General features: G+C 61.4%; 23 protein-coding genes and 1 pseudogene. 15 read left to right on the top strand and 9 right to left on the bottom strand.

Features of this window, described 5'->3' with window-relative positions; genetic code table 11:
• Positions 1 to 10: 10 nt before the first annotated feature.
• Both AC13QO_RS12005 and AC13QO_RS12000 read right to left on the bottom strand, forming a co-directional pair.
• Positions 11 to 1,363, bottom strand: coding sequence for an LLM class flavin-dependent oxidoreductase (locus tag AC13QO_RS12005; protein WP_488540761.1), 1,353 nt, complete (start codon positions 1,361 to 1,363; stop codon positions 11 to 13).
• A 297-nt stretch (positions 1,364 to 1,660) separates the two neighbouring features.
• The gene (locus AC13QO_RS12000; RefSeq protein ID WP_488540760.1) at positions 1,661 to 2,446 is read right to left on the bottom strand and encodes an IclR family transcriptional regulator; all 786 of its coding nucleotides are present in this window, start codon (positions 2,444 to 2,446) and stop codon (positions 1,661 to 1,663) included.
• 221 nt (positions 2,447 to 2,667) lie between these two features.
• Here AC13QO_RS12000 and AC13QO_RS11995 point away from each other — a divergent pair, with 221 nt between their 5' ends.
• From AC13QO_RS11995 to AC13QO_RS11960, 8 genes are read left to right on the top strand one after another with little or no spacing between them, the layout of a single operon-like run.
• A complete protein-coding gene (locus tag AC13QO_RS11995; protein WP_085781255.1) occupies positions 2,668 to 3,738 on the top strand; it encodes an ABC transporter substrate-binding protein in 1,071 nt (356 codons plus the stop codon).
• A 21-nt stretch (positions 3,739 to 3,759) separates the two neighbouring features.
• A complete protein-coding gene (locus AC13QO_RS11990; protein WP_488540759.1) occupies positions 3,760 to 5,274 on the top strand; it encodes a sugar ABC transporter ATP-binding protein in 1,515 nt (504 codons plus the stop codon).
• Positions 5,271 to 6,233, top strand: a complete 963-nt coding sequence (locus tag AC13QO_RS11985; protein ID WP_488540758.1) for an ABC transporter permease — start codon at positions 5,271 to 5,273, stop codon at positions 6,231 to 6,233. The genes AC13QO_RS11990 and AC13QO_RS11985 overlap by 4 nt, the downstream gene beginning before the upstream one ends.
• Entirely contained in the window at positions 6,230 to 7,171 is a 942-nt protein-coding gene (locus AC13QO_RS11980) for an ABC transporter permease (protein WP_488540757.1), read from the top strand. The genes AC13QO_RS11985 and AC13QO_RS11980 overlap by 4 nt, the downstream gene beginning before the upstream one ends.
• On the top strand, positions 7,168 to 8,124 hold the full coding sequence (locus tag AC13QO_RS11975) for an amidohydrolase family protein (RefSeq protein ID WP_488540756.1): 957 nt from the start codon (positions 7,168 to 7,170) through the stop codon (positions 8,122 to 8,124). The genes AC13QO_RS11980 and AC13QO_RS11975 overlap by 4 nt, the downstream gene beginning before the upstream one ends.
• Entirely contained in the window at positions 8,117 to 9,427 is a 1,311-nt protein-coding gene (locus AC13QO_RS11970) for an alanine racemase (RefSeq protein ID WP_488540755.1), read from the top strand. The genes AC13QO_RS11975 and AC13QO_RS11970 overlap by 8 nt, the downstream gene beginning before the upstream one ends.
• Before the next feature lie 37 nt (positions 9,428 to 9,464).
• The gene (locus AC13QO_RS11965) at positions 9,465 to 9,809 is read left to right on the top strand and encodes a RidA family protein (RefSeq protein ID WP_003572224.1); all 345 of its coding nucleotides are present in this window, start codon (positions 9,465 to 9,467) and stop codon (positions 9,807 to 9,809) included.
• Positions 9,810 to 9,840: 31 nt separating this feature from the next.
• Entirely contained in the window at positions 9,841 to 10,854 is a 1,014-nt protein-coding gene (locus tag AC13QO_RS11960; RefSeq protein WP_488540754.1) for a succinylglutamate desuccinylase/aspartoacylase family protein, read from the top strand.
• Between the two features lie 24 nt (positions 10,855 to 10,878).
• Here AC13QO_RS11960 and AC13QO_RS11955 read toward each other — a convergent pair whose 3' ends face one another.
• From AC13QO_RS11955 to AC13QO_RS11925, 7 genes and pseudogenes are all read right to left on the bottom strand, one after another.
• Positions 10,879 to 12,063 carry a hypothetical protein gene (locus AC13QO_RS11955; protein WP_488540753.1) on the bottom strand — a complete coding sequence of 395 codons (1,185 nt, stop codon included), beginning with the start codon at positions 12,061 to 12,063 and terminating at the stop codon, positions 10,879 to 10,881.
• Between the two features lie 100 nt (positions 12,064 to 12,163).
• Positions 12,164 to 12,247 (bottom strand): annotated as a pseudogene (locus AC13QO_RS11950) (4-carboxy-4-hydroxy-2-oxoadipate aldolase/oxaloacetate decarboxylase); the annotation flags it as partial.
• Between the two features lie 208 nt (positions 12,248 to 12,455).
• Complete coding sequence (locus tag AC13QO_RS11945) at positions 12,456 to 12,830, bottom strand: hypothetical protein (protein ID WP_183699960.1); 375 nt, start codon at positions 12,828 to 12,830, stop codon at positions 12,456 to 12,458.
• A 30-nt stretch (positions 12,831 to 12,860) separates the two neighbouring features.
• Positions 12,861 to 13,466, bottom strand: a complete 606-nt coding sequence (locus AC13QO_RS11940) for a hypothetical protein (protein ID WP_488540798.1) — start codon at positions 13,464 to 13,466, stop codon at positions 12,861 to 12,863.
• 8 nt (positions 13,467 to 13,474) lie between these two features.
• The gene (locus AC13QO_RS11935) at positions 13,475 to 14,806 is read right to left on the bottom strand and encodes a gluzincin family metallopeptidase (protein ID WP_488540752.1); all 1,332 of its coding nucleotides are present in this window, start codon (positions 14,804 to 14,806) and stop codon (positions 13,475 to 13,477) included.
• Between the two features lie 95 nt (positions 14,807 to 14,901).
• On the bottom strand, positions 14,902 to 16,776 hold the full coding sequence (locus AC13QO_RS11930) for a TPR end-of-group domain-containing protein (protein ID WP_488540751.1): 1,875 nt from the start codon (positions 16,774 to 16,776) through the stop codon (positions 14,902 to 14,904).
• Positions 16,777 to 16,975: 199 nt separating this feature from the next.
• Entirely contained in the window at positions 16,976 to 18,046 is a 1,071-nt protein-coding gene (locus tag AC13QO_RS11925; protein WP_488540750.1) for a LacI family DNA-binding transcriptional regulator, read from the bottom strand.
• Between the two features lie 221 nt (positions 18,047 to 18,267).
• Here AC13QO_RS11925 and AC13QO_RS11920 point away from each other — a divergent pair, with 221 nt between their 5' ends.
• From AC13QO_RS11920 to ppk2, 7 genes are all read left to right on the top strand, one after another.
• Positions 18,268 to 19,221 carry a sugar phosphate isomerase/epimerase family protein gene (locus AC13QO_RS11920; RefSeq protein WP_488540749.1) on the top strand — a complete coding sequence of 318 codons (954 nt, stop codon included), beginning with the start codon at positions 18,268 to 18,270 and terminating at the stop codon, positions 19,219 to 19,221.
• Between the two features lie 57 nt (positions 19,222 to 19,278).
• On the top strand, positions 19,279 to 20,511 hold the full coding sequence (locus AC13QO_RS11915; protein WP_488540748.1) for an ABC transporter substrate-binding protein: 1,233 nt from the start codon (positions 19,279 to 19,281) through the stop codon (positions 20,509 to 20,511).
• Between the two features lie 105 nt (positions 20,512 to 20,616).
• Entirely contained in the window at positions 20,617 to 21,504 is an 888-nt protein-coding gene (locus AC13QO_RS11910) for a carbohydrate ABC transporter permease (RefSeq protein WP_488540747.1), read from the top strand.
• Positions 21,504 to 22,388 carry a carbohydrate ABC transporter permease gene (locus AC13QO_RS11905; RefSeq protein ID WP_488540746.1) on the top strand — a complete coding sequence of 295 codons (885 nt, stop codon included), beginning with the start codon at positions 21,504 to 21,506 and terminating at the stop codon, positions 22,386 to 22,388. The genes AC13QO_RS11910 and AC13QO_RS11905 overlap by 1 nt, the downstream gene beginning before the upstream one ends.
• An 8-nt stretch (positions 22,389 to 22,396) precedes the next feature.
• A complete protein-coding gene (locus tag AC13QO_RS11900; protein WP_488540745.1) occupies positions 22,397 to 23,476 on the top strand; it encodes an ABC transporter ATP-binding protein in 1,080 nt (359 codons plus the stop codon).
• Between the two features lie 84 nt (positions 23,477 to 23,560).
• Positions 23,561 to 25,213, top strand: coding sequence for a GMC oxidoreductase (locus AC13QO_RS11895; protein ID WP_488540744.1), 1,653 nt, complete (start codon positions 23,561 to 23,563; stop codon positions 25,211 to 25,213).
• Between the two features lie 153 nt (positions 25,214 to 25,366).
• Positions 25,367 to 26,281: a polyphosphate kinase 2 gene (gene ppk2 / locus AC13QO_RS11890; RefSeq protein WP_085780764.1), complete on the top strand. Its 915-nt coding sequence runs from the start codon at positions 25,367 to 25,369 to the stop codon at positions 26,279 to 26,281.
• The last annotated feature ends 135 nt before the right edge of the window (positions 26,282 to 26,416 follow it).

Raw genomic sequence — 26,416 nt, 5'->3', positions numbered from 1 at the left:
GGGTTTCTCCTCACTCCGCTGCCTCAAGGACGGTGCGTCCGGCAGCCCAGCGGTTTGTCGGGAAAGGCAAGCCGAGATTTTCCCGGAGCGTCTTGCCTTCATAGGCAGTGCGGAACAGGCCGCGGCGCTGGAGTTCCGGGATGACGAGATCGACAAAGTCGTCGAGCGCCGTCGGCAGCCAAGGCGGCAAAATGTTGAAGCCGTCGGCCGCTTCGTTCTCGAACCATGTCTGCAGCGTATCGGCGATCTGCTCTGCCGAGCCGACGATGGTGTAGTGGCCGCGGGCCGATGCGATCCACTGATAGAGCTGGCGGATGGTGAAGTTGTTTTCGTCTGCGATCTGGCGGATGAGGGCCTGGCGGCTCTTCATGCCTTCCGTCGGCGGTGCAGGCGGAAGCGGCCCGTCGAGATCATAGCCGTGCAGGTCGAGCGTGCCGCCGGTCAGGCCGTTGAGCAGGCCGATCCCATCTTCTTCGAGGATGAGCGAGGTCAGGCGATCATACTTCTCACGTGCCTCCGCCTCGGTCCTGCCGACGAAGGCGGATACGCCGGGCATGACCAGAATATGATCCGGATTGCGGCCGAGTCCGCGGGCGCGCGCCTTGATATCCCGATAGAACTCCTGGGCGGTTTCGATATGCTGATGGGCGGTGAAGATGACTTCAGCCGTCGCGGCGGCGAGTCCCCGGCCGTCCTCCGATTGGCCGGCCTGCACAATAACGGGATGCCCCTGCGGCGAGCGCGAAACGTTGAGCGGGCCGCGTACGCTGAAATGCTCGCCACGGTGGTCGGTGTCGTGCAGTTTCGCCGGATCGAAGAAGACGCCGGTCTCCTTGTCGCGGATGAACGCGTCATCCTCGAAGCTCTCCCAGAGTTTGCGGACGACGTCGACATGCTCGGCGGCGCGGCGATATCGTTCGGCATGCGGAAGCTGGGTTTCGCGGTTGAAGTTTTGCGCCGTGAGGTCGCCTGTCGTGGTGACGACATTCCAACCGGCGCGCCCGTTCGAGATCAGATCGAGCGAAGCGAACTTGCGGGCTGTCGTATAAGGTTCCTCATAGGTGGTCGAGGACGTCGCGATGAAGCCGAGATGGGTGGTGAGAGGCGCAAGGGCGGAGAACAAGGTGACGGGCTCGAAGCCGGCCACGCGGGCGTTGCCGCCTTCACGGGCTCCACCGAAGCCAACGGCCAATCCATCGGCCAGGAAGTAGGCATCGAAGAGGCCGCGTTCCGCCGTCAGGGCGAGCTGCTTGTGAAACTCGAAACTGGTCGCGCCGTCGACCGGCTGGTCGGGATGCCGCCACGATGCAACATGCTGTCCACCGCCGGGAAGAAATGCCCCAAGCCTGATTTTCCGTGTCATTTCGCATCCTCTCCGTTCGTCGTTTGCCGTCGGAATATTAATTACGTACTCTATAAATTTAATAGAGAAACATCATTTCGTAGTTTCGGGGGAAGAGTGAATAGATTTGCGGGATTGGGCTCAAACTGGAAATCAACATCGAAGAGCACAACGAGACATAGCTCGTCCTGCAGCGGCTCTTCGATGTGCACGCGGGCAGAGCCCAGCGAGCGTGCTAAGATTTAAGGAAGCACGTGGCTCGGCGCGAGTTCCTGCAGGAAGTGTCGCCGGCGATCAAGGCGCGTCGTGTCCGGGGTATCAGCCCCGTTTCGGCCGAGCCGGGGCATGCTCCAGGCCAGTGGCGGCTTTCTTCAGGCAATCGAGGTAGCGGTCGCGGTTCGCAATGCCGTCGTCGCGCGGCGTGACCAGGCAGAGCGTTGCGGCCGCATGACCCTCCTCGCCCCGCACCGGCACGGCGAAACAATGGGTAAAGCTGTCGACGATGCTGTTGAACGTGAAGAGACCTTCTCGCTCGGCCTGGCGGACCTCGACGAGGAAGCTTTGCGGATCGAGCCATTCGCCGTTAGGCAGACGAAAATCCTGCGACGGAATGAAGTTCAGAATTTCCTGATCCGACAGATGCGCGACCAGCAAGCGCCCGGAGGCCGTCCACGGGATCGGCACCGACTGGCCGATATCCGTCGAAATGCGGAACGGCCGCGCGCCTTCGCGCATGCGCACGACCGTATATTTGTTTCCGTCCAGCATGCAGAACTGCGCCGTCTCCCGCGTTTCGTCGGCGAGCTGTTCCAGCGCGGCCTCGCATTCGCGGGTGAAATCGAAATGGTTTTCATAGGCGGCGCCGAGGAAATAGAGTTTACGGCCGAGATAAACTCGCCCCTCGCCGCCCGTGAATTCCAGAATGCCATTGCTCAGCAACAAGTTGACGAGCTCGTAGACCGATGAGCGCGGTGCGCCGATCTGCGCTGCTATTTCATTCGGCTTCAAAGCCTGTCGCTTCTGGCGCAGGAAATCGAGGATTTCGAAGGCCCGGTCGAGCCCTCGGGCACGCTTGCCGATCGCTTCGTCCTGAATTGCGTCCATTGCTGTCGATCCCAATTTCTGTTCGGCCAAGCTTTTCAAACCCTCTGCCGCATCTGTCAACCGATCCTGTAGTTCCCGGCCGACGAAAATTTTTTTCATCCCTCTTGCGAGGCGGAAAAATCGGCATAAGATCAGCGCGTCCGGTATTTAGATCATGTGTACATTATATTGGACAAAAACAGATGGCAAGCATTAACGCTGCCACACAAAAGGGGATCGACATGAAAAATTCTGAAAACAGCATTTCCGCCTCGCGTCGCCGTCGCCTTCTCGCCGGCGCTGCCGCTGCTGCCACCCTGTTCGTTCTTTCCACCGGCTCGGCCTCGGCTGCCGCCAATTGCATCAAGGGTGACAGGAAGGCGCCCTTCACGATCGGCTGGGCGAATATCTATTCGGTGCCGACCTGGATGAAACAGACCGAAGGCACGATTACGGCCGAAGTGGAGGAGCTGAAGAAAGCGGGCCTGGTGAAGGACCTGATGATCACGGATGCGCAGGGCAACGCCCAGACGCAGATCCAGCATATCCAGTCCATGATTGATGCCAATGTCGACGCCATCGTCGTGATCGCCGGTTCCTCCACGGCGCTCGACCGAGTCATCTCGGACGCCTGCGACAAGGGTATCGCGGTGGTGAATTTCGACAGTCTGGTCAATACCGACAAGGTGACGGCGAAGATCAACACCGATTCCAACGAATGGGGCGCGACGGCGGCCAAGTGGATGGTCAGCCAGCTCGGCGGCAAGGGCAAGATCATCGTCATGAACGGCCCGGCCGGCATTTCGGTGAGCGACGACCGCCGCAAGGGCGCCCAGCCGGTTCTCGATGCCAATCCCGGCATCCAGGTGATTACCGAAACCAACACGGAATATAATGTCGCGCCGGCACAGGAAGCGATGACAAGCCTGCTTTTCGCCAATCCGGAAATTGACGGCGTGCTGTCGCTCGGCGGCGCCTTGTCGGCCGGTTCCGTTCTTGCCTTCGAGCGTCAGGGCCGCGATCAGGTGCCGACAACAGGCGAAAATGCCCGCCAGTTCCTCGAGCTCTGGAAAGAGAAGGGATTGAAGGGCTGGGCGACGATGCAGCCCAACTGGCTCGGAGCGCTCTCCGTCTATACGGCGGTCCAGGCACTGCAGGGCAAGGATGTCCCAGCCTTCGTCAAAGTGCCGCTGCCTGTTATCGACGACAGCTCGATCGGCAGCTATCTCGCGCGCGCCGACAAGTTCCCAGCTGACGGCTATATCTACTCGGACTATGACAAGGCACTCTTCGACAAGCTGCTGAGCAAGTAATCCGCGTTGGGGAACGTCGTCATGACGGAAGAAAGCCCCCTGCTGGAAGCCCGGCAGGTGTTCAAGGGGTTTTTCGGCAACCCCGTCTTGAAGGGCGTCGACATCGCCCTTCGGCCGGGTAGGGTTCATGCCCTGCTCGGCGAAAACGGCGCCGGCAAGTCCACGCTGATCAACCTCCTGTCCGGCGCGCTCCAGCCGGACGGCGGGTCAATCCTGATAGACGGCCAACCGGTCGGCCGTTTGAGCCCGGCGGCGGCCCGCAAAGCCGGTATTGCCGTGGTACAGCAGGAGCTGAGCCTGACTGCCAGTCTCTCGATTGCCGAAAATATCGGACTCGGCGCCTTTCCGCGCCGGTTCGGCCTCATCGATTACCGAGCGCTTTACCGCGGCGTGCAGGAGGTGTGCGACATGGTGGGGCTCAGCGAGCCGGTCGACATGCCGGTCGCCGATCTCGCGCTCGGTCGCCGCCAGATGGTGGAGATCGCCAAGGCGCTGTTTCGCAAGCCGCGCGTGCTCATTCTGGACGAGCCTACCTCGTCGCTCTCGGCCCATGAAGCCGGCGTCCTCGCCCGATTGATCGAGACGCTCAAGGGGCGCGGCATGGCGCTCCTCTATATTTCCCACCGCCTCAACGAGGTGCAGGCGCTCTGCTCGCATGTTACGGTGCTGAAAGATGGTGGCGTCACTGCAGATCAGTCGCTTTCCGGCATCGATGGCGAAGGGCTGGTGCGTCTCATGGTCGGCCGCGAGCCCGGCGACCTGTTCCCGCGGCGCGGGGCCGCCACGCCCGGTGTCATGCGCATCAGCGTCGAAGGCTTTTCCGCTGGTATGGTGCAAGACATCGCCTTCTCCGCCCGCGCCGGCGAGATCGTCGGCATCGGCGGGCTTGTGGGTCAAGGGCAGGAAGATCTGCTGCTTGGCCTCTACGGCGCCATTCCGGCCGCAGCCGCCCGGGCGGAAGTCTCCGGCAAATCGGGCCTGCCCGCCGATGTCGGCGAGGCGAATGCCGCGGGCATCGTTTATGTCCCGGCTGACCGCAAGCATGAGGGGCTGGTGCTGCCGCATTCCATCGCATCCAATCTCATCCTGCCTTCGCTCGGACGGCTTGCCGCCAAGGGCCTTCGCGACCGGCAGGCGGAAACCGGCCTCGTCGCCGATCTCGCGCGCCGGCTGACGATCAAGGGTGATACGGCCCGCCCGGTGCAGGCGCTTTCCGGCGGAAACCAGCAGAAGGTGGCGCTGGCCAAATGGCTGCCGCTCGATCCGTCCGTTCTGCTGCTCAACGATCCCACTCGCGGCGTCGACATCGAGACCAAGCGGGAGATCTATCTCATGCTCCGCGCCTTCGCCGCCGAAGGGCGGCTCGTCATACTCGCCAGTTCCGATACGCCCGAACTCGTGCATCTCTGCGATCGTGTCGTTGTTCTCCGCGAAGGACGCGTCGCGGCGATGCTGTCGCAGGATGAGATCAGCGAAGGAGCGATCGTCGGTGCGGCCATGGGTGTCACGACCAAGGAACAGGGAGAGGCGGCATGAACACCAATTCCCAATCCCGGCTCTATCCCTCGATCCAGATGCGCCGCAATCGCGGCCTCGCCGGCCTCTACCTTGTCGTCACGGCCTTTCTCATCCTCTATGCGATGCTCTTTCCCGGCATCCTTTCGATCGGCGGCTTCTCGAAGTTCACGCAGAACTGGTTCCCGCTCGCACTCGTCACCATGGCGCAGGCGCTGCTCATGCTGAACGGCGGCATCACATTGGCGATCGGGCCGCTCGTCAGCCTCGGCGCGGTCATCGCCGCGACGACGATGGAAGGGGCGCTTGGTGTTCCGGGCGGCATACTCGCGGTCGCCGCCGCCGGCTTCGCGATCGGCGCCGCCACCGGCGCCATCGTCACCTATTTGAGGCTTCCTGCGATCATCGTCACGCTCGCCGGCTCCTTCATCATCAGCGGCGTCGCCCTCATCCTGCTGCCGCGGCCAGGTGGCGCCATTCCCGACTGGTTGTCTACGGTGCTGGCCGGCCATACACCCATCGCCTTTCTAATGCTTTTGGTGTTCCTGGCGCTTTGGAAACTTTTTCTGGCCACGCCGCTCGGCCTCGGCATCTATGCAGCCGGCGACAATCCTATCGGTGCATTCCGTTCCGGCGTCCCCGTCGAACGCGTGAAGGTCACGGCTTTCGCTCTCTCCGGTCTGCTGGCAGCACTGACCGGCCTCTTCGTCGCGGCGCAGACCGGCTCCGGCGATCCCGTGATCGGCACACCCTTCACGCTCAACTCGATCGCCGCCGCCGTGCTCGGCGGCGTCGGCTTCCTCGGCGGCAAGGGCACGATGCGCGGCGCGGTTTGCGGCAGCCTGCTCCTCTCGGTCATGATCAACGTCATGTTCTTCCTCGGCTTCCCGCCCGTCGCGCAATATGTCGCTCAAGGCCTGATCATCGTCGGCGCGGTCGCCGTTCCGGAACTTCTCGGCGCGTGGAGGGCAAGACGTTGAACATCATCCGATCGACGTTCCGCAACCCGCCGCTGCTGACATTTCTTCTGGTGGCGCTCGTCTGGATCGTCGCAAGCTTTACGCTGCGCGGCTTCGGCGCCTACGGCCATTTGCGCTACCTTCTCGAGCTCGCCGCGGTGATCGGCATCGTCGCCGCGGGGCAGACGCTCGTCATCCTGATGGGCGGCATCGATCTTTCCGTCGGCGCTGTTATTACAGTCACGGCCATCCTGCTGCCGCTGATTTCGCCGGCATGGGATCCAACCGGCCTTGCCGGCATCGCGGCGGCGCTTGCCATTGCCACCTGCATCGGCTTGATGAACGGCGCAGGTGCCACCTATCTGCGCGTCCCGCCGATCATCATGACACTTGCCATGGCGACCTTCCTGCAGGGTCTGCTCGTCATCGTCGCCGGCGGCAGCGCCGTCACCGTCAGCAATCCCGCAGTCATCATCCTCGGGCAGTCGCGGCCGCTCGGCATCCCCTCGGGCATCCTTCTGTGGCTCGCCGTGGCGGTCGTCGTCCTCCTGCTCGTCCACCGCATGCCGATCGGCGCCCGTTTCCTCGCGCTTGGAGCCAACCCGCTGGCGGCCCGGCTTTCCGGCGTCAGCGTCACGCGCAACACACTGATCGCCCATACTCTGTCGGGCTTTTTCGCAGGGGTTGCCGGCGTTCTGGTGCTCGGCATGAACCGGCAGGGTTATGTCGGCATTGGCGATCCCTATCTGTTGACCTCGATCGCCGCCGTCGTGCTCGGTGGTACCTCGATTTTGGGCGGCCGCGGCACCTATGCCGGGACCATCCCGGGAGCGATCCTGCTTGTGACGGCGACGGCTCTGATCACCGTCGTCAACGCCTCGCCCGGCTGGCGGTCGATCATGTTCGGCACGCTGATCCTTGCCCTTCTGCTCGTTTCCGGCCGCGAGGCGCGCCGATGACGGGATGTTATGATGGGCCGGTGATCGACCCGCACCACCATCTCTGGGATCTCGGCCTGCAGCGTCATCCCTGGCTTCAGAAAGCGCAGGAGACCGGCGAAGAGATGGTGTTCGGGAGCTTGGCGCCGATCCTGCGCGACTATGGGATTGACGATTATCGCGCCGACGCCGCGCGCCAGAACGTGGTTGCGACCGTCCATGTCGAGGCCGGCTGGTCCGTTGCCTACCCGCTGGAGGAGAGCCGTTGGCTCGATGGCCTCGACCGCGGCTCCGGCGTGGCGCACCGTTATGTCGCCGGCATTGCCCTCGACCGACCGGGTGCCCTGCGCCTGATCGAGACGGAAGCTGAAAATCCCAATGTCGTCGGCATCCGCGATATTCTCAGCTGGCATGCCGATGCAGCGAAGAGTTTTGCGTCGAGTCCGGATCGCATGAGCGATCCTGTTTGGCGGGCGGGGCTTGCGCATGCCACGCGGCTCGGGCTGGTCTTCGACCTGATGCTTTATCCCTGGCAGATGGATGAAGCGCTTGAGCTCGTACAGGCCTTTCCGGAGACGCTTTTCGTCCTCAACCACGGCGGAAGCCCCGTCGACCGGACGCAGGATGGCATGACGCTCTGGCGCCGCGGCCTGCGGGCACTCGGTAAAGAACCCAACATGCGCCTGAAGATTTCCGATCTCATTGCCTACGACAGTAACTGGACGCTTGAAAGCCTGCGGCCGGTGATCGAGCATTGCCTCGATTGTTTCGGGCCTGAACGTTCGATGTTTGCGAGCGATTTTCCGGTCGCAGGTCTGCACGCCTCTTTCGACGAGGTCTATGAGGTTTTCCGTACGGTCGCCTCGCGGCTTTCTCCGGACGAGCAGCGCGCCCTGTTCTTCGCCACCGCCAACGATACCTACCGTCTCGGAATCGCCAACCCGGCCGATGCCCGGAGGGGCTGCCATGTCTGACCTTCATGCTGTGTGGGAAAACGCGCTGATCGATGAGCGGGTGCGGGGCTTTCCGCCGGGTCATCCACCGCTTCCGCTCTCGGAAATCGGCAAACAGGGCTGGAAGCCTTATGACGGCAGGATGGCTCTGCCGCTGATCTCGCTCGACCGGCAGGCCTTCTCTGCCAATGTCGACCTGATGATCGCTTATGTAAAAAGCCACTATGCCGAAATCGCTCCGCATGCCAAGACGCCGATGTCGACGGCGCTCGCGGACGCGCTTGTGGCGGCTGGCGCCTGGGGCGCCACGGTCGCCGATATCCGCCAGGCCGCCGTGCTGCTCGAGGCGGGACAACGCCGCCTGATCCTCGCCAACGAGATTGGCGGGGCGGCAGCCGCCCGACGGCTTGCGGCTTTGCTCGGCCGGTATCCCGATGCCGAACTCCACATCTTCGTGGATTCGGCAGCACTCGTCGAAGCGCTCCGGTCGGCGTGGCGAGAGCGTACGGACCTGCCACCTCTGGGCCTGCTGGTGGAGCTCGGCGCGGGCCGGGCCGGCATCCGCAGCGCCGCTGCCGCTGAGGCAGTTCTCGATGCAATTCTTGCCGCCGAGACGTCGACCTTCCGGTTGAGCGGCATTGCCGCCTATGAAGGTGCTGCCGCGACCGCCGATGCGGCAGAGACAATTGTTCGCATCGAGGCTCTGATGGCAATGACGGCAGATTTTCTGTCGAAGGTGCGCGCCCGCACAGGCCCTGACCGACCGCTTCTTGTGACATCAGGCGGCTCGGTGTTTTTCGATCTCGTGATCGCCGGGCTTTCAGCCGCGGTTGCCGCCGATCCGGCCTGCCGGCTGATCCTGCGAAGCGGCGCCATCTTCTTCCACGATCACGGCGTTTACGAGCGCGGCCTTGCCGGCCTCGATGCGCGCGGCGGCTTCCGTATGGCTGGCGAGACGCTTTCGGCAGCGGCAGGGTTTCGTCCGGCGCTCAGGGTTTGGGCCGAAGTCCTGTCGCGGCCGGAGCCGCGGCTTGCAATCTCAGGCATGGGCCTGCGCGACGTGGCGATGGACCAAGGGCTGCCGCGGCCGCTGGCGCTCTATCGCGATCGGTCATATCTCGGCGACCTCAAGGGCGCCGAGGTTTTTCGCCTCAACGATCAGCACGCCTTCGTCGCTCTTCCCGAAGGGAGCGACGTCTGCGTCGGCGACGTCATCGAGTTCGGCATCTCGCATCCCTGCACCTGCCTTGACCGGCACGCCATTCTCTATGGCCTCGACCCCGACCACTCGGTGACGGCGGCCTATCTCACAAGCTTCGGCTGAACCTTCCCTTCAAAAGCAAGAAAAGGAAAACCTGCCCATGATCCAGCGTTATCAGAAAGGTTCGCGAATGAGCCAAGCCGTCAGCTATGGCGGTCTCGTCTATATTGCCGGCCAGGTCGCGGAAAATCGCAAGGCTGGGATCGAGGAGCAGACCCGCGATGTGCTCGCCAAGATCGACGCCCTTTTGAAGGAAGCCGGTACGGACCGATCGCGCCTCCTCGCCGTTGACGTCTTCCTGCCGGCGATTACCGATTTCGAGGCGATGAACGGCGTTTACGACAGCTGGATCGACATCGAAAACCCGCCGGCGCGCGCCTGCACCGAAGCACGGCTCGCCGATCCTGATCTGCGCGTCGAAATGACCGCGGTCGCCGCGCTCTGAGGGCGAAGTAACCGCCCGGACTGGAGACATGATGCACAGCGGCATTGTCAATCCGATCGACTTCTCGCGCGAGGGCCGGCAGGCCGGCTATCTCGCCATCCCCTATTCGATCGACCGTTCTCCCTATTATCAGATCCGCATCCCGGTCCTTCATCTCAGGAATGGCGAGGGCCCGTCTCTGTTGCTGATGGCGGGCAATCACGGTGACGAATACGAGGGTGAACTGCAACTCGGCCGGCTGATGCGGCTGTTGGACGTTACGGAAATAAGCGGCGCCGTCACCATCCTGCCGATGGCGAACCTGCCGGCGGTAATGGCGGCCAGGCGCTGTTCGCCCTTCGACGGCGGCAACCTCAACCGCGCCTTTCCTGGCGATCCTCTGGGATCACCGACAGCGCGGATGGCGCATTTCCTCGAACGTGAACTCTTTCCGCGCCACGACGTCGTGCTCGACCTGCATTCGGGCGGCACGTCGATGGCGCACCTGCCGTGCGCGTTGATCGAGCGACAGGCCGATGCCGCCCGCTTCGAGCGGTCCGTGTCGCTGATGCGGGCGCTCGGCGCGTCCTATGCCTTCATCGCCGATAACGGGCCGGCGGCACCGACATCGATGGGTGCTGCCGCACGGGCGGGGACGATCGGGCTTTCCGGCGAATTTGGCGGCGGCGGAACCGTGACGCCCGAGACGATGACCTTCACGGCGGCGGCAATCGACCGGCTGCTTTTGACACTCGGCATCGTCGAGCGTTCGGTGCTGTCACTCGGACCGCTTCCCCAACCGGGGCCTCTGCAGCTGCTTTCGCTGTCGAGGCACAGCCAGGGCATCTATGCGAGCCGCAGAGGCTGGTTCGAGCCGGCTATCGCGCTCGGCGCCACCGTTGCCGCCGGCGATCGGGCGGGATGGTATCATGACCTGGAACGCTTGGAGCAGTCGGAGGAAGAACTGCGTTTCGCCGAAAGCGGCATTGTCATCTCGCACAGGCTGCACTGCGACAGCCAGGCCGGCGATTGCCTGATCCAGGTCGCCGAACCTATCGCATCCTGAGCCAATCCCCACGCGCGCTCGCGCTTAACTGATTGCGTCCACCGCGGCCTTGACCCAATCGAGACGCTTTGCCGGAACGAGGCCGAAGTTGTAGAAATTTACCCCATCGGCGCCGGCATCGATGGCGGCCTTGGCGCGTGCAGCGAGCACCATAGGTCCGCCGACCTCGGGATAGAAGACGCGCAGCCCGACTCCGAGGAACTTTCCCGCCCCCATTGCCGCCCGGCCGGCTCGGATGACATCACTGACGGCCTCCGGCGTCATGTCGTAACAGCAAAGAATCGCCCCGTCGCAGAGCTTGCCGACGGCTGCGAGATCGACGCCGCCGAGCCAGCCGTCCTTCAGGTCAATGAGCACAATATGCGTCGCCGGATCGGCCGCACCCTTGATCTCGCCGATCAGGCTGGTCACCGGCTCGCTGCGCCACGCAAGATAGGCATGGAGATCGGAATGGCCCCGGAAGGCATCGATGCCAGCCGTCGGGAAATCCGGGAACTGCCGCTCCGGCACCGCTCGTTCGCAGAGCTCGGCGATGAAGCGCGCCACAGTTCTGCGCGCGCCCTCTGCGGGCACGCCGGCTCTAGCGGCGCGCGCGATACAATGATCGCAGAAGCAGAGCGACAGCAGGAAATCGTCTTCAGCATTCAGGCCGACGCCGTCTTTCTCATGATGGTATTCATGCGCGAAGCCCATGAAGTTCGGACTTTCGAGCTCCACCATGTCGGGCCGGTAGTTCGTCGTGATGTCCTGCACGAGAGTGACGACATAATCGCGCGCGGCCGGGCTGGAAGGGCAAAGGTTGTAATAGTTGGGATTGCCGAAGGCGTTTCGCGTCACGTGGGCGGGATGCAGCATGCCGAGGCGGCTATTGTGCAGGCAGACCGTCCAGCAGGAGACCTTGAGACCAGTCGCCTGCCGATCCCTGACGAGTGCTTCCAGCATATCGCCCCGCTCGGTCACATTGCTGGCCATCAGCGGCCGGATCACCTTGTCCTGCCACAGGCTTTCATCCGGCCAGAAGTAGATCGTCCCGTCCTCGGGAAAATAGGCCTTCTGCTGCGGGCTGCGCGGCTGCAGGAAACGGCCAGCATGATAGGAGGTCGCCAGGCTGACCGTGGTGAGGCCCGCCCGGCCGGTAAGCTCGACGGCAAACGCGTCGAGTCCCTGGTCCTGGATGTCCCAGGGGTAAGTCCACATGGATAGATGCATGGCGCGCTCCCGTCAAATCTGTCCACTTTATAGAACATGTGTCCATAATAGTGTCCAGACCGATCTTAGAGCATGAGCCCTTGGAGCCCTCCGTCGTTCGTCAGATGTCGACGACGAGGTCCTTGGCTTTCAGCACCGGCGCCAGATTGCTGACCTCGATGACCGATTTGCCCGCCTTGTAGGCACCGGGCATAGCCGAAGATTCAGATCGCCCGGTGTTGTGATTTTCGTAGCACGGCGCGCCGACTGATGGGGTCAGACGAAGTTTTGGTGGAGCGCAATCCGCGCCCTATGGGGACATAGCGCCGGACGCCGTGATGGCAGCCGGCGCTATTGAGACCAAAGCGCTTAAGGCCCGTAGCCCTCAATCTGCCATCGACAGTAGTCTCGAGTTAGACAAGTTTGAATGTTTTTCGTGTCGCTTCAACTTTGCCCTTCATGTCATCCAGTTTTATGGCAATCCAGAACTCAGTTTTTTCGTCGAATGGGCCGGCATCTAGTTCCGGTTTAACAATGAGCGACAACACTTTGTCTGTGCTCGTCGCGGAGCCGTCGGTATCTATCTTAATTTTATAGGTTTCTTTCTCGTCGCTGCCAGTTGGGTTTGAAACGTCGTCGCTCCCGTCTGGCTGAGTAGAGATATAGACATATATCTTGTTGCTGAGACCGGAGCCTATTATTTTAAAGGGCGTTCGAACAAGTAATGGCGCAACGACGGTCTCCGGCTCGAGGCGCTCGATTTTAACTTTAGGGTTTGCGGCGGGCATATGATCCTCCCTCATCCGTCTTAACTTGGATTACTCGTTATCGCCTGATCTTCGAGGAATGAACCCGCCTGATCTTGACATCACGCCACCGGAACGGGACAAGGCGCCGCCCGATCTGGACATCGCGCCGCTCGCCATCCCACGGGGGTCAGAGGAAACCTCGGCCGACAGAAGGATTTGCTCGAGGGTTCCTGTTTCAGCATCCAGCCTCATCGAGACGTCGCCCTTGTCATAAATCCAGACCCTCATGTCCTTGGCGAGTGCTCCGAATTGGGAGCCAAGGCCGGTTCGCGCGCTCGAACCAGGAGCCCGATACAATCTGTCATACTCGATATCGCCACCCACGTTCCTCGGCGGCGGATCGTCAGGGTCGGCTCCCGGGCCGTGGACAACGAAGATCGCTGGTCGACTAAGTTCAACGAACGCCCCCTCGAAGGAGAAGGCGAAGATTCGCGCCAGAACCGCGTCAGCTGCACCAAGCTGGTCTCTCAGAAAATTATTTCTTCCCGCTATTGGTACGCTTAGATTCTGATAAATGGGGCCTCCTCTAAGGATCAGATCGCTCAGCGGACGTCCGAACAGATGTATCGATGATATGCCTAGTAAAGTTTCATTGTCTGCCACTTCTCCCTCCATCTCTGTGATCATTGACTTCTAGCTAATGTCGACAGCAGAACTTTCTCGCGATAGCTCATCTTCGGAAGCTTCAGATGATCTCTCGGCAGCAATATTCGCGCAGAGTGAAAATGGCTGCGATGCTCGCTACCCTTGAGAGGCGCGCCGGCGTGTAGCTCGCCGATCGCCCGTTGCCCGAAATTTCCGGTGATGATCCCCGCGAATTGGCCGCCACTTTCCTTCCGATCAACTGCAAGCATCGTTTCCGCGACGTCGCCGTAGTCCAGAAAATCGGGTGCGAGAGCCCACAAGGTTTCGGCCAGATATCTGCCGGCGATGTCTCGTGCATCGAGCAGCGCTTCGACAAATCCATCCGGGTTCCGCCCAAAAGCGCGGTCGAAAGCGTGCTGTACGGGTGCCTCGGCAGTCGGATCGAACTCGGCAATATCGGAGAGATCTTCGACGGTCCGCGAGATCAGGCCTCGCGCCACCAGGCTCTCGTGAAAGATATCGACGAGTATATCGAATACCGCACCGGTGAGCGGTTGCGAGAGCTCGTGTTCGTCCTTCCAGCCACGAGTGAACTCGGCCATCGTCCGTTTGTTGTTTGCCGAACGAATCTGGCGATGCGGCGAAAATTCCGAAAAACGCGCCAGGCGATTTGCCCGGTAAAGGTTGCCGCACGTCTCCTCGAGAACATTATCGATCACCGACGGAAAATGCATGGCAGCGATCAGCGACACGCAGTCGGAGAAGGCCTCCTGAAAACCGAGATATTCCGGATACTCGGTTCCCGGGCGCGGTACGCCGAGGACGCTGAATATGATAGCGTGTCCCACCTCGTGGGCGATGACGTCGAAATCCAGGCTGAAGGGAAGGATGCGCCCATCCTTCTCGAACTGGCTGCCAACTTCAAGAAAGCCATAGCCGTACTGGGCATTGTCCCACTGCGGCAAAATGGTGATTTCCAACCGGTCATAGTGATCGCGAAAATGCCACGTAAGCGGCTGGCCGAGATAGCGCTCCCACACATCGAGTGTGAACCGGACGCAGCCGAAGACATGCGCGGCTTCGAAACCAGGCATCGAAGGTCGGAGATGGTCGAAATTGCCGCCCCGGTCGGGATTGGCCGGCTCGAGGATTTTGCCGGTCCAGGGCGGAAGGGACATATACGGCGTTCCGAGCGGGCCGTGATTTACGCCATAGGGAGAGATTTTGCCGACCGGCTCGACAACAAACATGCGATCGTCGGCCGGACCAGCGGTCAGGCTGCCCAACGGAGACGACACTTCGACAATCTCGGGACTGGACCGCGCATCTTCAAAGGGAGGCTGCACAAAAAGTCTGAACCGGGTGCCCATCCGCTCCCCCTCAAAAGACCTTCATGATTGCCAGTTTAAGTTGACATTCGACGCTCGCGGCAGATTTAGCAAGTAATAAAATAGTATTAGGGGCGTTATTCAGACAGTGAAACCAGTTTCAAATAACGCGGGTGACTGCGGATGGGATCGAGATCGGAATCATTCTTGAACCAGAGCCGCATTTCGATACCGACTTGCGGCATCCAGACCTCAAGCAAGTCTATCGCCCGATCGATCTCGCCAAGCAGTGCATAGGTGCAGGCGGCGTTGTACTGAATGTTTATGTCATCGGGATCCGTCGCCAGGGAGCGCGCCAACCATTCCAGTGCGGTGTCGCGAACACCGAGGAAGGCAAGGGCCGTCGCTCCCAGGCAGGCAACATTGGCATTCTCTGGGTGGAGCCGCAGTTCCTCCTCCGCCCTTTTCAATGCGATCCTGGCATAGCTGCTGGCCTTATCTATTTGTCCGAGTGAACGCAAGACATTCACAAGCATGATCGGTGCACCGTAGTCGGCAGGTTTGATTTCCATCGCCCGCTGAAAGTGCGTAGCCGCAAGTTCGAACTGACCGTCCGTCACGCAAAATTCGGCATAGTAGCGGTTCGCCTCGTGGCAATTGGCATCGAGCGACAAAGCCTGCTCGAATGCGGAAACTGCCTCGGTGCGATTGCCGGCCACCGCCAAAGCAAATCCCTTGGCCGCATAGGCCTCCGCCAGATTGGGATCGATAACGAGCGCCGTCGCCGTGTTTGCAAGAATATCCTCCACCGGAATTTCAGCGCCGAATTGAGACCGCAGGCGCGCATCGCAGACGGCGATGCCGGCATAGGCCCGGGCATAACCCGGATCCAGTTCGATGGCTCTGGCGAAGCTCCGCCTGGCCATCAGATGGTTGGAGCGTGAGGCAATATGGTAGTATTCGCGCCCCCGGAGGAAATGCGTATAGGCCTCAACGCTCTCTGTCGGCGCCTGCTCGATTGCCCGCTTCTCCTCCGGCAGCAGCTTGACCTTGAGCTGCCCGACGATTGCCTTCACGATCTCGTCTTGCATCTCGAAAATGTCGGTCAGGTCGCGGTCGTAACGCGCGGCCCAGACATGGCCGTCGCTCGCTGCTTCGATCAATTCCGCATTGATCCGGACGTGGTTTGCTGCCTTGCGGACGCTGCCCTCCACGATATAGGCAACGCCGAGTTCGGCAGCGATACGTTGGAGGTTTTCGCTCCTGCCTTTCCACGTAAAGACAGTGTTGCGGCTTAGGACGAACAGGCCTGAAACATTCGACAGATCAGTGATGAGATCTTCGGTGATGCCGTCGCTGAAGAAATCCTGCTCCGGATCGTTGCTGATGTTGGCGAATGGCAGAACTGCAACCGACGGCTTGTTGACGGGCGCCCGTGTGTGTCCGCCTGCCGTAAGCGGAATCTCTTCGCTGGAGGGGGCATTGCCCCAATCGGCAAAATAGACATGGACCGGTCGGGATATATTCTTGACGGTCATGGCGCCCTGATCTGCGAAACCGAGGCCGAGCTTGTTTGCGACTTCGTGGCGCACGGCCGCCGAACAGGCGATACCGCCAGGGGCTGCAAGAGCTTGCAGCCGGACCGCGACGTTAATGCCGTCCCCATGAAAGTCATCTTCATCGAAGACGATGTCGCCGAGATTCAAGCCTATGCGGAACGCAAAGTGCCTGTCCGCTGGAATCCCTATGTTGCGCTCCAGCATGCCGCGCTGGATTTCGACAGCGCAGCGTGCCGCACTCAGCACGCTGCCGAATTCGACCAGAAAACCATCACCCATGACCTTGATTATATGTCCGCCATGGGTTGCGACAGCAGGATCGAAGAGTTCCCGGCGATGTTGACGAAGGGCGTTGAGCGTCTCCTCTTCATTGGCTTCCAGAAGACGGCTGTAGCCCACCACATCGGCAGCCAGAATAGCCGCCAGCCGACGTTCAACAAGCTCTGCGCACATGCCCGTCTCCTCAACGCGCTGGTGGCAATACTATTCAGTTCAAGAAGCTAGCCAGTAATGTTGCCGGACGATTGTATTACTGACAACTAAAATCTCCCGCTCGGTTGTAAGAACCGCCGGAGCCGCTTGATGATTTGAGTGGAGCTTCAGAATTGATGGTGCGGCCCCTCATAACGAGAGGCCGCCGGTGCCGGCATCGTCAAGTTTTCGCAGCGGCGATGCTCTCCCGCAGGATAAGCCTGCTGCGGATGACGGTACGCAGCTTTGCCGGGTTTTGCGCCCGGCCAATGGTGTCGAGCAGCAGTTCCACCGCCGCGCGGCCCATCTCTTCCACCGGCTGCTCGATCGTTGAGAGTGGCGGCGCGGAGAATTCGCAGACCGGCGAGCCGTCGAAGGAGACGACGGACAGATCATCGGGAATGCGCAAGCCCGCACGTTTGATGCGGCTGATGAATGAAATGGCCATGTCATCGCTGGTGGCGATAACCGCCGTTGGTTTTTCGGCGAGCTTCGTGAAATCGTCCGCCGCCTGAACGCCGATGTCGAAGCCGTGCTGATAATCGAGCCGACCGCCCGAGCGACGCACCGCCTGCTGTGGCAAGCCGGCTGCATCGAGCGCCTCGAGCACGCCGCCATAGCGCTCGACATCGTGATAATTGCCTTCAGGGCCGGCAAGATAGAAGAACCGCCTATGTCCCAGCCGGACCAGCTCGGCCGTGACGTCGCGCACAGCCTCGCGATCGTTGGTAACGACGCTCTGCAGGCCCGCATCGCTCATGTCGAGCAGCATCGACACGATCGGTAGGCCGGAATTTGCCAGCGAACGCCCCTCGACCTCCGGTAGCTTCGAAGACAAGATGATGGCGCCGCGCACGCTGCCGCCGAAAGCGAGATCCAGAATGTGTCGCTCGGAGGCCTCGTCGCGATCAAGGTTGGCGATCATCAGGTTATAGCCGCGTAGGATCAGCGTCTTATTGATGCTCTGCAGGACCTGGGGAATGATTTGGGAGACGCCATAATAAAGCGATCCCGGCAGGATGATCATGATGATGTTGGATTTTCCCACCCTCAGGCCGCGCGCCATCGCGTTCGGCGTGTAGCCGAGTTGCCTGGCGGCCGCATTGATCTTGGCGCGGGTCTTCTCGTTGACCCGTCCGGGATTGGCAAGCGCCCTGCTGACCGTCGATATCGCGACACCGGCGAGCCGCGCAACGTCAGCCATCAACGCGCCAGACGGCTCTTCTACCGCCACATCTTTGTTTTTATTCACCTTTAATTCCGCCCTCCCGGATGCTTCGATTTGCGATTCTAAGGCAGGTGACGATTTATAGCAAACGTTTGCCAAAAATCGCTTGCTTAAAAAACCAGCTTGGCTATCATTTGGGCATGGCAAACGATTGCCGTTTTTAATGCTTTGAAAATGCATGATTTATTGAATGCGTAGCCGCTGTTTCGCATGCAGATGGATCGTGCCTTGAGAATGGATAGGTTATGGCGACTGACGACAGACTACGCTTCGGAGTCGATCTCGTGACGTTCTTCCATCCCGGCTTCTGGGGCGTCCGCAGCCATGATGCGATCGTCGACCATGCACGCGCCGCGCCGCGCGCCTTTTGGGACAAGATCCTCGACAGCGTCCAGGCTTCCGGCGTCACTGGCGTCGAGTTGACCTTCTCTCCCTTCAACTGGCAGGACGCGATCAAGACCTATGGTTCGATCGATGGCTTTGTTGCCGAACTGGCAAGGCGCGGCCTGACGCTTTGCAGCGGCTTCTTTGCCGAGCTCGAGGCAGCAGGAGACTTTACCGACCCTGAAGCCCAGCGCGCGCTGATCGACAAGGCGGAACAATATGCCGATTTCCTGAAAGCCTGCGGCAGCGATATCATGGTGATCGGCGCGCCCCTGCGCCAGACCCTCGGTGCCCAGCCGGTGCAGTTCCATGATTTCGACCGTGCCAAGACGATCGCCGATTTCTTGAACCGGCTCGGCGCGATCCTCCATGGCAGGGGCGTCCGGCTGGCGCTGCACACGGAGGCGCATTCGATCTTTGCCGCGGCGCGCGACGTCGACCTGATGATGCTGCTGACCGATCCGGCCTATGTGCATATGTGCCCCGACACGGCCCATATCATCGTTGCCGGCTCCGACCCCGTCCAGCTCGTCGATCGCCATCACGAGCGGATGATCATCGCTCACTGGAAGGATGCGATCGGTCCGATGCCTGCCGACACCCCGATCGACAAGCACATCCACGAACGCCACCAGCCCTATTTCTGCGGCTTCGGCCTCGGACGGGTCGACTGGCCGGCCTGGATCCGGCTGCTGCGCGACCGGGCCTATGAAGGCTGGGCGATCCTAGAACTCGATGCCGCGCCGGATCCGGTCCGCGACATTGCCAACGGGCTCACGCTCGTCCGGCAGGCGCTCCTGCCGATCTACTGCTGATATCATTCCGAAGACAATAAACGCCCCGCCAAGAGGGCATTTTCAAGAGGTGGAACAATGAAGACCATGATGAAGCTTTTTCTTGCCGGCGTGGCTTTCGCCGGTTTCTTCGCCGCGGCGCATGCCGAGGACAAGCCGACGATCGAGATCATGTCCTCCTGGACGTCGGGCGGCGAAGCCGCGGCCCTGAACGTCATCAGAAGCGAATTCGAAAAGCGCGGCGGCGTCTGGAAGGATTCCTCGATCGCCGGTTTCGGCGCGGCCGATGCCGCCTTCCAGAACCGCATCGTTGCCGGTGACGCGCCGGGCGCCAAGCAGGGCGTCATCGGTCTTGCCGCCGCCGATTTCGTCAGCCAGGGCCTGTTCAATCCAATAGACGACGTAGCCGCCGCCGGCAAATGGACCGATGCCCTGCCGAAATCGATCCATGACCTCATTTCCTATGATGGCAAGGTCTATCTCGCTCCAACAGGTGCTCATGGCGAAAGCTGGGTCTTCTATTCCAAGGAAGCCTTCAGCAAGGCCGGTATTTCGCAGGAACCGAAGAGCTGGGACGAGTTTTTCATCGATCTCGACAAGCTCAAGGCCGCCGGCATCATCCCGGTCGCCTGGGGCGGCCAGCCCTGGCAGCAGACCAAGGTCTTCAACATGATCCTGCTCTCGCAGGTCGGGACCGACGGCTTCCTGAAGATCTATGCCAACAAGGACAAAGGCGAAGCCTCCGTCGAAGGCGTGAAGAAGACGCTCGCAATCCTCGGCAAGCTGCGCGGCTATGTCGATGCGGGCGCGGCCGGCCGCAACTGGAACGACGCAACCGCAATGCTGATCACGGACAAGGCCGGCGTGCAGTTCATGGGCGATTGGGCCAAGGGCGAATTCACAGTTGCCGGCCAGGAGCCGGGCAAGGATTATGGCTGCATGATCGCTCCTGAATCCAAGGGCATGGTCTATATCGCCGACGCCCTCTGGTTCCCGAAGACCGGCAACGCCCAGACCGACAAGGCGCAGAAGCTTCTCGCCGAGGTCGTCATGGACCCGACCGTCCAGGTCGAATTCGCCCTCAAGAAGGGCTCGGTTCCCATGCGCTCCGATGTCGACAAGTCGAAACTCGATGCCTGCGCCCAAAAGGGTCTCGAACTGATGAGCGCCGGCGCCATCGTGCCGGATCAGGCGATCGTGCTCACGCCCCAGCAGGTCGGCGCGCTCGACGACTTCGTCGACGAATATTGGAGCGGCGGTTCGAACGACGCGGGGACCGCTGCCGAAAACTTCTTCGCCATCTTCGAGTAGGATCGTGCCCGTGGTGTCGGGCCGACCCCGATGGCCACGGCTGCCGGCCGCTGCGTGCTACGCGGCGGCGGGTGTTCCGCTTTCCATCCGTCAAAGAGCTGGCCGATGTCCGTCAAACGCAAGCGTAATCTTTCCGCCACCATCGCCCTCTTGCCGACTTGGTTCGCCGCGGTCGTGGTCTTCATCGGTACCATGGCCTGGTCGATCCGGCTGTCCTTCACCAACTCCACACTCTTTCCGTCCTCGACCTATGTCGGCTTTGCACAGTATGCGAAGCTCTTTGCATCCGCCAAATGGCTCGCCTCGCTGCAAAACGTCTTGATCTTCGGTGTCCTCTATGTGGCCGGCTGTCTGGTGCTCGGCTTCCTGCTGGCCGCAGCACTGGACCGCAAGATCCGCTTCGAAAGCGCCTTTCGGACGATCTTCCTCTATCCCTACGCCATGTCGTTCGTGGTGACGGGGCTGATCTGGCAATGGATGCTCAATCCCACACTCGGCATTCAGGCAAGCGTGCGTTCGCTCGGCTGGGAAAGCTTCGTGCTCGACTGGGTGGTTAATCGCGACATGGCGATCTATGCGCTCGTGCTCGCCGGCGTCTGGCAGGGCGCGGGGCTCGTCATGGTGATTGCCCTTGCCGGCATACGCGGTATCGAGGCCGAGCAGTGGAAGGCGGCGCGCATCGACGGAATTCCCGTCTGGCGCATCTATGTCTCCATCATTCTGCCCCAGCTCGGGCCTGCGCTGGCGGCTGCCGGCATGCTGCTCGCCATGGGCGTGATCAAGACCTACGACATCGTCGTCGCCATGACCAATGGCGGCCCCGGCAATGCGACCGAAGTGCCGGCGAAATTCATCATGGACAATCTGTTCGGGCGCCAGAACCTCGGCCTTGCCACAGCGGGCGCGACAGTGCTCGTCCTCAGCGTCGTCATCGCGGTCGCGCCATTCCGTTTCGCGATGCACATGCGCAACCGGGCGAAGGGAGGGGCGTGATGAACCAGCCTCACCCGAATGGGCCGAAGCCGGCACGGATCACGGCGGGACGCATCGGCCTTTATACCTTCTTGGTCGGCGCTGCGCTTTTCTTCCTTCTGCCGCTCTATACGATGGTCGTCACTTCGCTGAAGTCGATGGACGAAATCCGGCTCGGGCAGATCTTTGCCCTGCCTGCCACGCTCGATTTCTCCGCCTGGGTGACCGCCTGGTCGGGCGCCTGCATGGGAACCGTCTGCGTCGGCATTCGTAGCGGCTTCTGGAATTCGGTGGCGATCACCGTTCCATCCGTCGCGCTCTCGGTCTTCGTCGGCGCCGTCAACGGCTATGCGCTGTCGCTCTGGCGGCCGCGTGGGGCAAATGCGCTCTTCGGCCTGCTCATGGCCGGTGGTCTGATCCCCTATCAGATCTTCCTCTATCCGATGGTTCGCGCCATGGCGAATATCGGTCTCTATAATTCGCTCGCCGGCATCATTCTCGTCCATGTCATCTTCGGACTGCCGCTGGTGACGTTGCTTTTCCGCAACTATTTCGTCAGCGTGCCGGAGGAGCTCTGCAAGGCCGCGCGCGTCGACGGCGCCGGCTTCTGGCGCATCTTCTTCGAGATCATGCTGCCGATCGCCGTGCCGATGGTGGTCGTGGTTTCGATGCTGCAATTCACCGGCATCTGGAACGACTTCCTGCTTGGCCTCGTCTTCGCCGGCCGGGACAACCTGCCGATGACCGTGCAGCTCAACAACATCGTCAATACCACGATGGGCGAGCGCACCTATAACGTGAACATGGCGGCGACGATCCTGACCGCCATCGTTCCGCTCGCCATCTATTTCCTGTCCGGCCGCTGGTTCGTGCGCGGCATCGCCGCCGGCGCAGTCAAGGGGTAACGTATTCCATGCAATCTGCCGTCTCCGTCAAGGATCTGAAGATCGCCTATGGCGACCATACAGTGATCGAGAAGATGTCGATCGATATCGCGCCGCGCGAATTCCTGGTGCTGCTCGGCCCTTCCGGCTGCGGCAAGTCCACGCTTCTGAACGCCATCGCCGGGTTGCAGGACATTACTGCAGGCGAAATCTGGATCTCGGGCAAGAATGTCAGCTGGGAGGAGCCGAAGGACCGTGGCATCGGCATGGTCTTCCAGTCCTACGCACTCTACCCGCGCATGTCGGTCCGCAAGAACCTCTCCTTCGGGCTTCGCGTCGCAGGCCTGCCAAAGGCCGAGATCGAGGCACGCGTCGCCCGCACGGCCGCGCTCCTCCATCTCGACACATTGCTCGACCGGCGTCCTGCCGAGCTGTCCGGCGGCCAGCGCCAGCGCGTCGCCATCGGCCGGGCACTGGTGCGAGAAGTGGATGTGTTCCTCTTCGACGAGCCGCTGTCGAATCTCGACGCCAAGCTGCGCAACGAATTGCGCGTCGAGATCAAGAAGCTGCATCAAAGCCTCGGCAATACCATGATTTACGTGACCCACGATCAGGTCGAGGCCCTGACGCTCGCCGACCGCATCGCCATCATGCGCGACGGCGTGATCCAGCAGCTCGCTTCGCCGGCCGAGATCTACCGCCGTCCGGCCAATCTCTTCGTCGCCGGCTTCATCGGTGCTCCGGCGATGAATTTCGTCGAGGGCCGGATCGAGCGCGGCGGCGGAGCACCCGTCTTCAGAAGCAACGGCCTAGCCGTCGACCTCACCGACTATGCCTTCCGCACGGCCGTGGAAGGACCTGTTACGTTAGGCTTTCGCCCTGAGCACCTTGTGCTCGACGGGGCGGCAAGCGGGCTTCCCACGATTGCTGGCCGTGTTTCCGTCGTCGAGCCGATGGGTTCGGATGCCGTCGTCTGGTTCGACTGGGCGGAGCACAGTCTCTCCCTTCGTTTCATGGGCGACGTCGACTTCAAGCCCGGCGATGCCATGGCTCCGGGCCTTGATATCACCAAGGCGTCACTCTTCGCTGCCGATGGATCGCGGCTTTGACGCGCCATTCCTCTGCTTTCCCGCAATTTCGGATGTGCTTTGCGCTGCATTGAGGAATTGCTCCAGGACAGGATTTGAAAAGACATGTCTGAGATGGTTTATGATGCGCTGGTGATCGGCTCCGGCGCGGCGGGTTCCTTCGCGGTCAAAGAGCTGACGGCCAAGGGCCTGTCGGTGCTGCTGCTCGAGGCTGGGCCGGCCGTCGGCCCCAGGGATTTCGACCCGGCACGCAAGAAGGCGCCGGCAAGCAGCATCAATATATGGGAGCGTGCGCGCGCCACCCTGAAGGGCCAGCCGATCCAGGCGCGGGCGGCCTTCTTTACCGAGCGCTTCAGCCACTTCTTCGTCAACGATCGCAAGAACCCCTATACGACGCCGAAGAACGAGCCCTTTCTCTGGATCCGCGGCCGCCAGGGCGGCGGGCGCCTGCACAGTTTCGGCCGCGTGCTGCTGCGCTGGACCGACGATGATTTCAAGATCCGATCGCGCACCGGAAAGGGCGTGGACTGGCCGATCTCCTATGACGAGCTTGCGCCCTTCTATGACGAAGTCGAGGCCTATCTCGAGCTCTACGGCAACAAGGACGATGTGCCGACCTTGCCGGACGGCGTCTATGCGAAGCCGGCAAGCCTCACGCCCGCCGAGCAGATATTCAAGCAGGCTGTAGAAAGCCGCTGGCCGGACCGGCGCGTCATCTCCTGGCGCTATATAGCGCCGGACGCCGAACGCATGCCGCGACCGCTGCGGGACGCAAAGGCGACCGGCCGGCTGACGGTCCGTTATGACGCCGTCGTGCGTCGCATCACCACCGACGAAAAAACCGGCCGCGCCACCGGTGCGGAATTCATCGATCGCAACACGGGTAAGGTTTCGACGGCTCGCGCCGCGACAATCGTGCTTGCGGCCTCGCCGATCGAGAGCGTGCGGCTGCTGCTGAACTCGGTATCGGCAAGACATCCTGACGGGCTCGGAAACAGCTCGGGCGCGCTCGGGCGCTATTTCATGGATCAGCTTCCATGCCTTGCCTTTGGCTCCTTTCCCAAGGCGAAGGGTTGGGCCGTTGACGATTCCGCTCCTGTCGATCCCTTCTACAATCCGTCGGGTGGCATCTTCATCCCGCGTTTCGACGAGGGTGACGCCGCCCGCGGCGATTTCGACTACCAGGGCAGCATCGGCAGGGCGCCGGTTTCAGAGGAGGCCGATGCGCGTCTCGCCTTCTTCGGCTTCGGCCGCATGCTGCCCTATGCCGACAACCGCATCACCCTCGATCGCAAGCGCAAGGACGCCTGGAACATTCCGGTGCCACACATTCGCTGCGTCATGCAGGAGGAGGAGCGGCGGCTGCTCCGCCGGCAGGAGGAGACGTTGATCGCCATGGTCAAAGAGGTCGGCGGCGATCTTGAATTCATCGGATCGCCCACCGGCCTCAAGGAGATGGGCAGAGGCGCCTTTCCCGACGCCGATGCCTTCAGCCGCTTCATGTTCCGCACATGGTTCCGCAAGACCATGTGCATGGGCGCAGCAATTCATGAAACCGGCGGTGCACGCATGGGCGAAAGCCTGGAAACTTCGGTGCTCAATCCCTACAATCAACTGTGGGATGCTCCGAACCTCATCGTCACCGACGCCAGCGCCTTTCCGGGCAGCGGCATCGCTGGCACGACGCTCACCGTCATGGCGCTGACGATCCGCGCTTGCCGCAACCTTGTCGACCATTACCGAACGGGACTGCTCTAGGCCGCCTCCATCTCGTGTAGGCGGCGTCTAAAAAGTTCGCCGGCATGTGGAGTGGCGAAAGAGGCGAACAAGTGAACGAGCTGTGGGTTATCCAACCGTCACACTAACTTTGCAGTGACATGCTCCTGTCAACTGGGCAGGAAGGGAAAGCCCATGTCTAAAACACATCAGGACCAGCTCAGCCGGATAAAGGCCGAAATCGCCGACAGCTTCGATGAGGAGCTGGAAATGCAGCTGGAGGAAGACCGGCTGGACGATCTGGTCGTCGAAGGAATGACGGAACCGGCGGAGCAGACGCTCGATCGGAAGATCTATTTCCGCGAGCTTTTCCGGCTGCAGCACGAACTGGTTCGGCTGCAGGATTGGGTTCAGTACAAGAAGCTGAAGGTCGTCGTGCTTTTCGAAGGCCGGGATTCGGCCGGCAAGGGTGGCGCGATCAAGCGGGTGACCCAAAGGCTCAACCCGCGAGTCTGCCGAACCGTGGCACTGCCCGCTCCGACCGAACGGGAACGCCATCAATGGTATTTCCAGCGTTATGTCCCGCATCTTCCCACCGCCGGCGAGATCGTGCTCTTCGACCGCAGCTGGTACAACCGCGCCGGCGTCGAGCGCGTGATGGGCTTCTGCACCCCTGACGAACTCGAGGAGTTCTTCCGCTCGGTGCCGGAATTCGAACGGATGCTCGTCCGTTCCGGCATCGTGCTGATCAAATACTGGTTCTCGATCACCGACGAGGAACAGGAATTCCGCTTCAAGATGCGCATCCACGATCCGCTGAAGCAGTGGAAGCTTTCGCCGATGGACATGGAAAGCCGCATCCACTGGGAGGAATATACCAAGGCCAAGGAAGAAATGCTGGCGCGCACACACACCAAGGAGGCGCCCTGGTGGGTGGTGCAGGCCGTCGACAAGAAACGGGCGCGGCTGAACTGCATCGCCCATCTTCTTGATCAGATTCCCTACGAGGATGTGCCGAAGCCTGAGATTCAGCTGCCGGATCGTATCCGCCATGCCGACTACATCAGGGCGCCGGTTCCGGCTGATATGTATGTGCCCGAGCGCTATTGAAAGCATAGCCGCAACAAGTCGGCTGCCGAAGCGTTGAAACCGAGACCGCATGGTCACTGGACCGTGCGGTCAACGCGTGTTTCCCAGCGGCTGCATCGTGAGGTATAAAGACTGAGCGTCCTTCGGCCGATAATA

The sequence above is a fragment of the Rhizobium sp. CNPSo 3670 genome (assembly GCF_057784555.1).
Note: the sequence above shows the minus strand (reverse complement) of the source record. Positions and strands in the feature narration are given on the sequence as shown.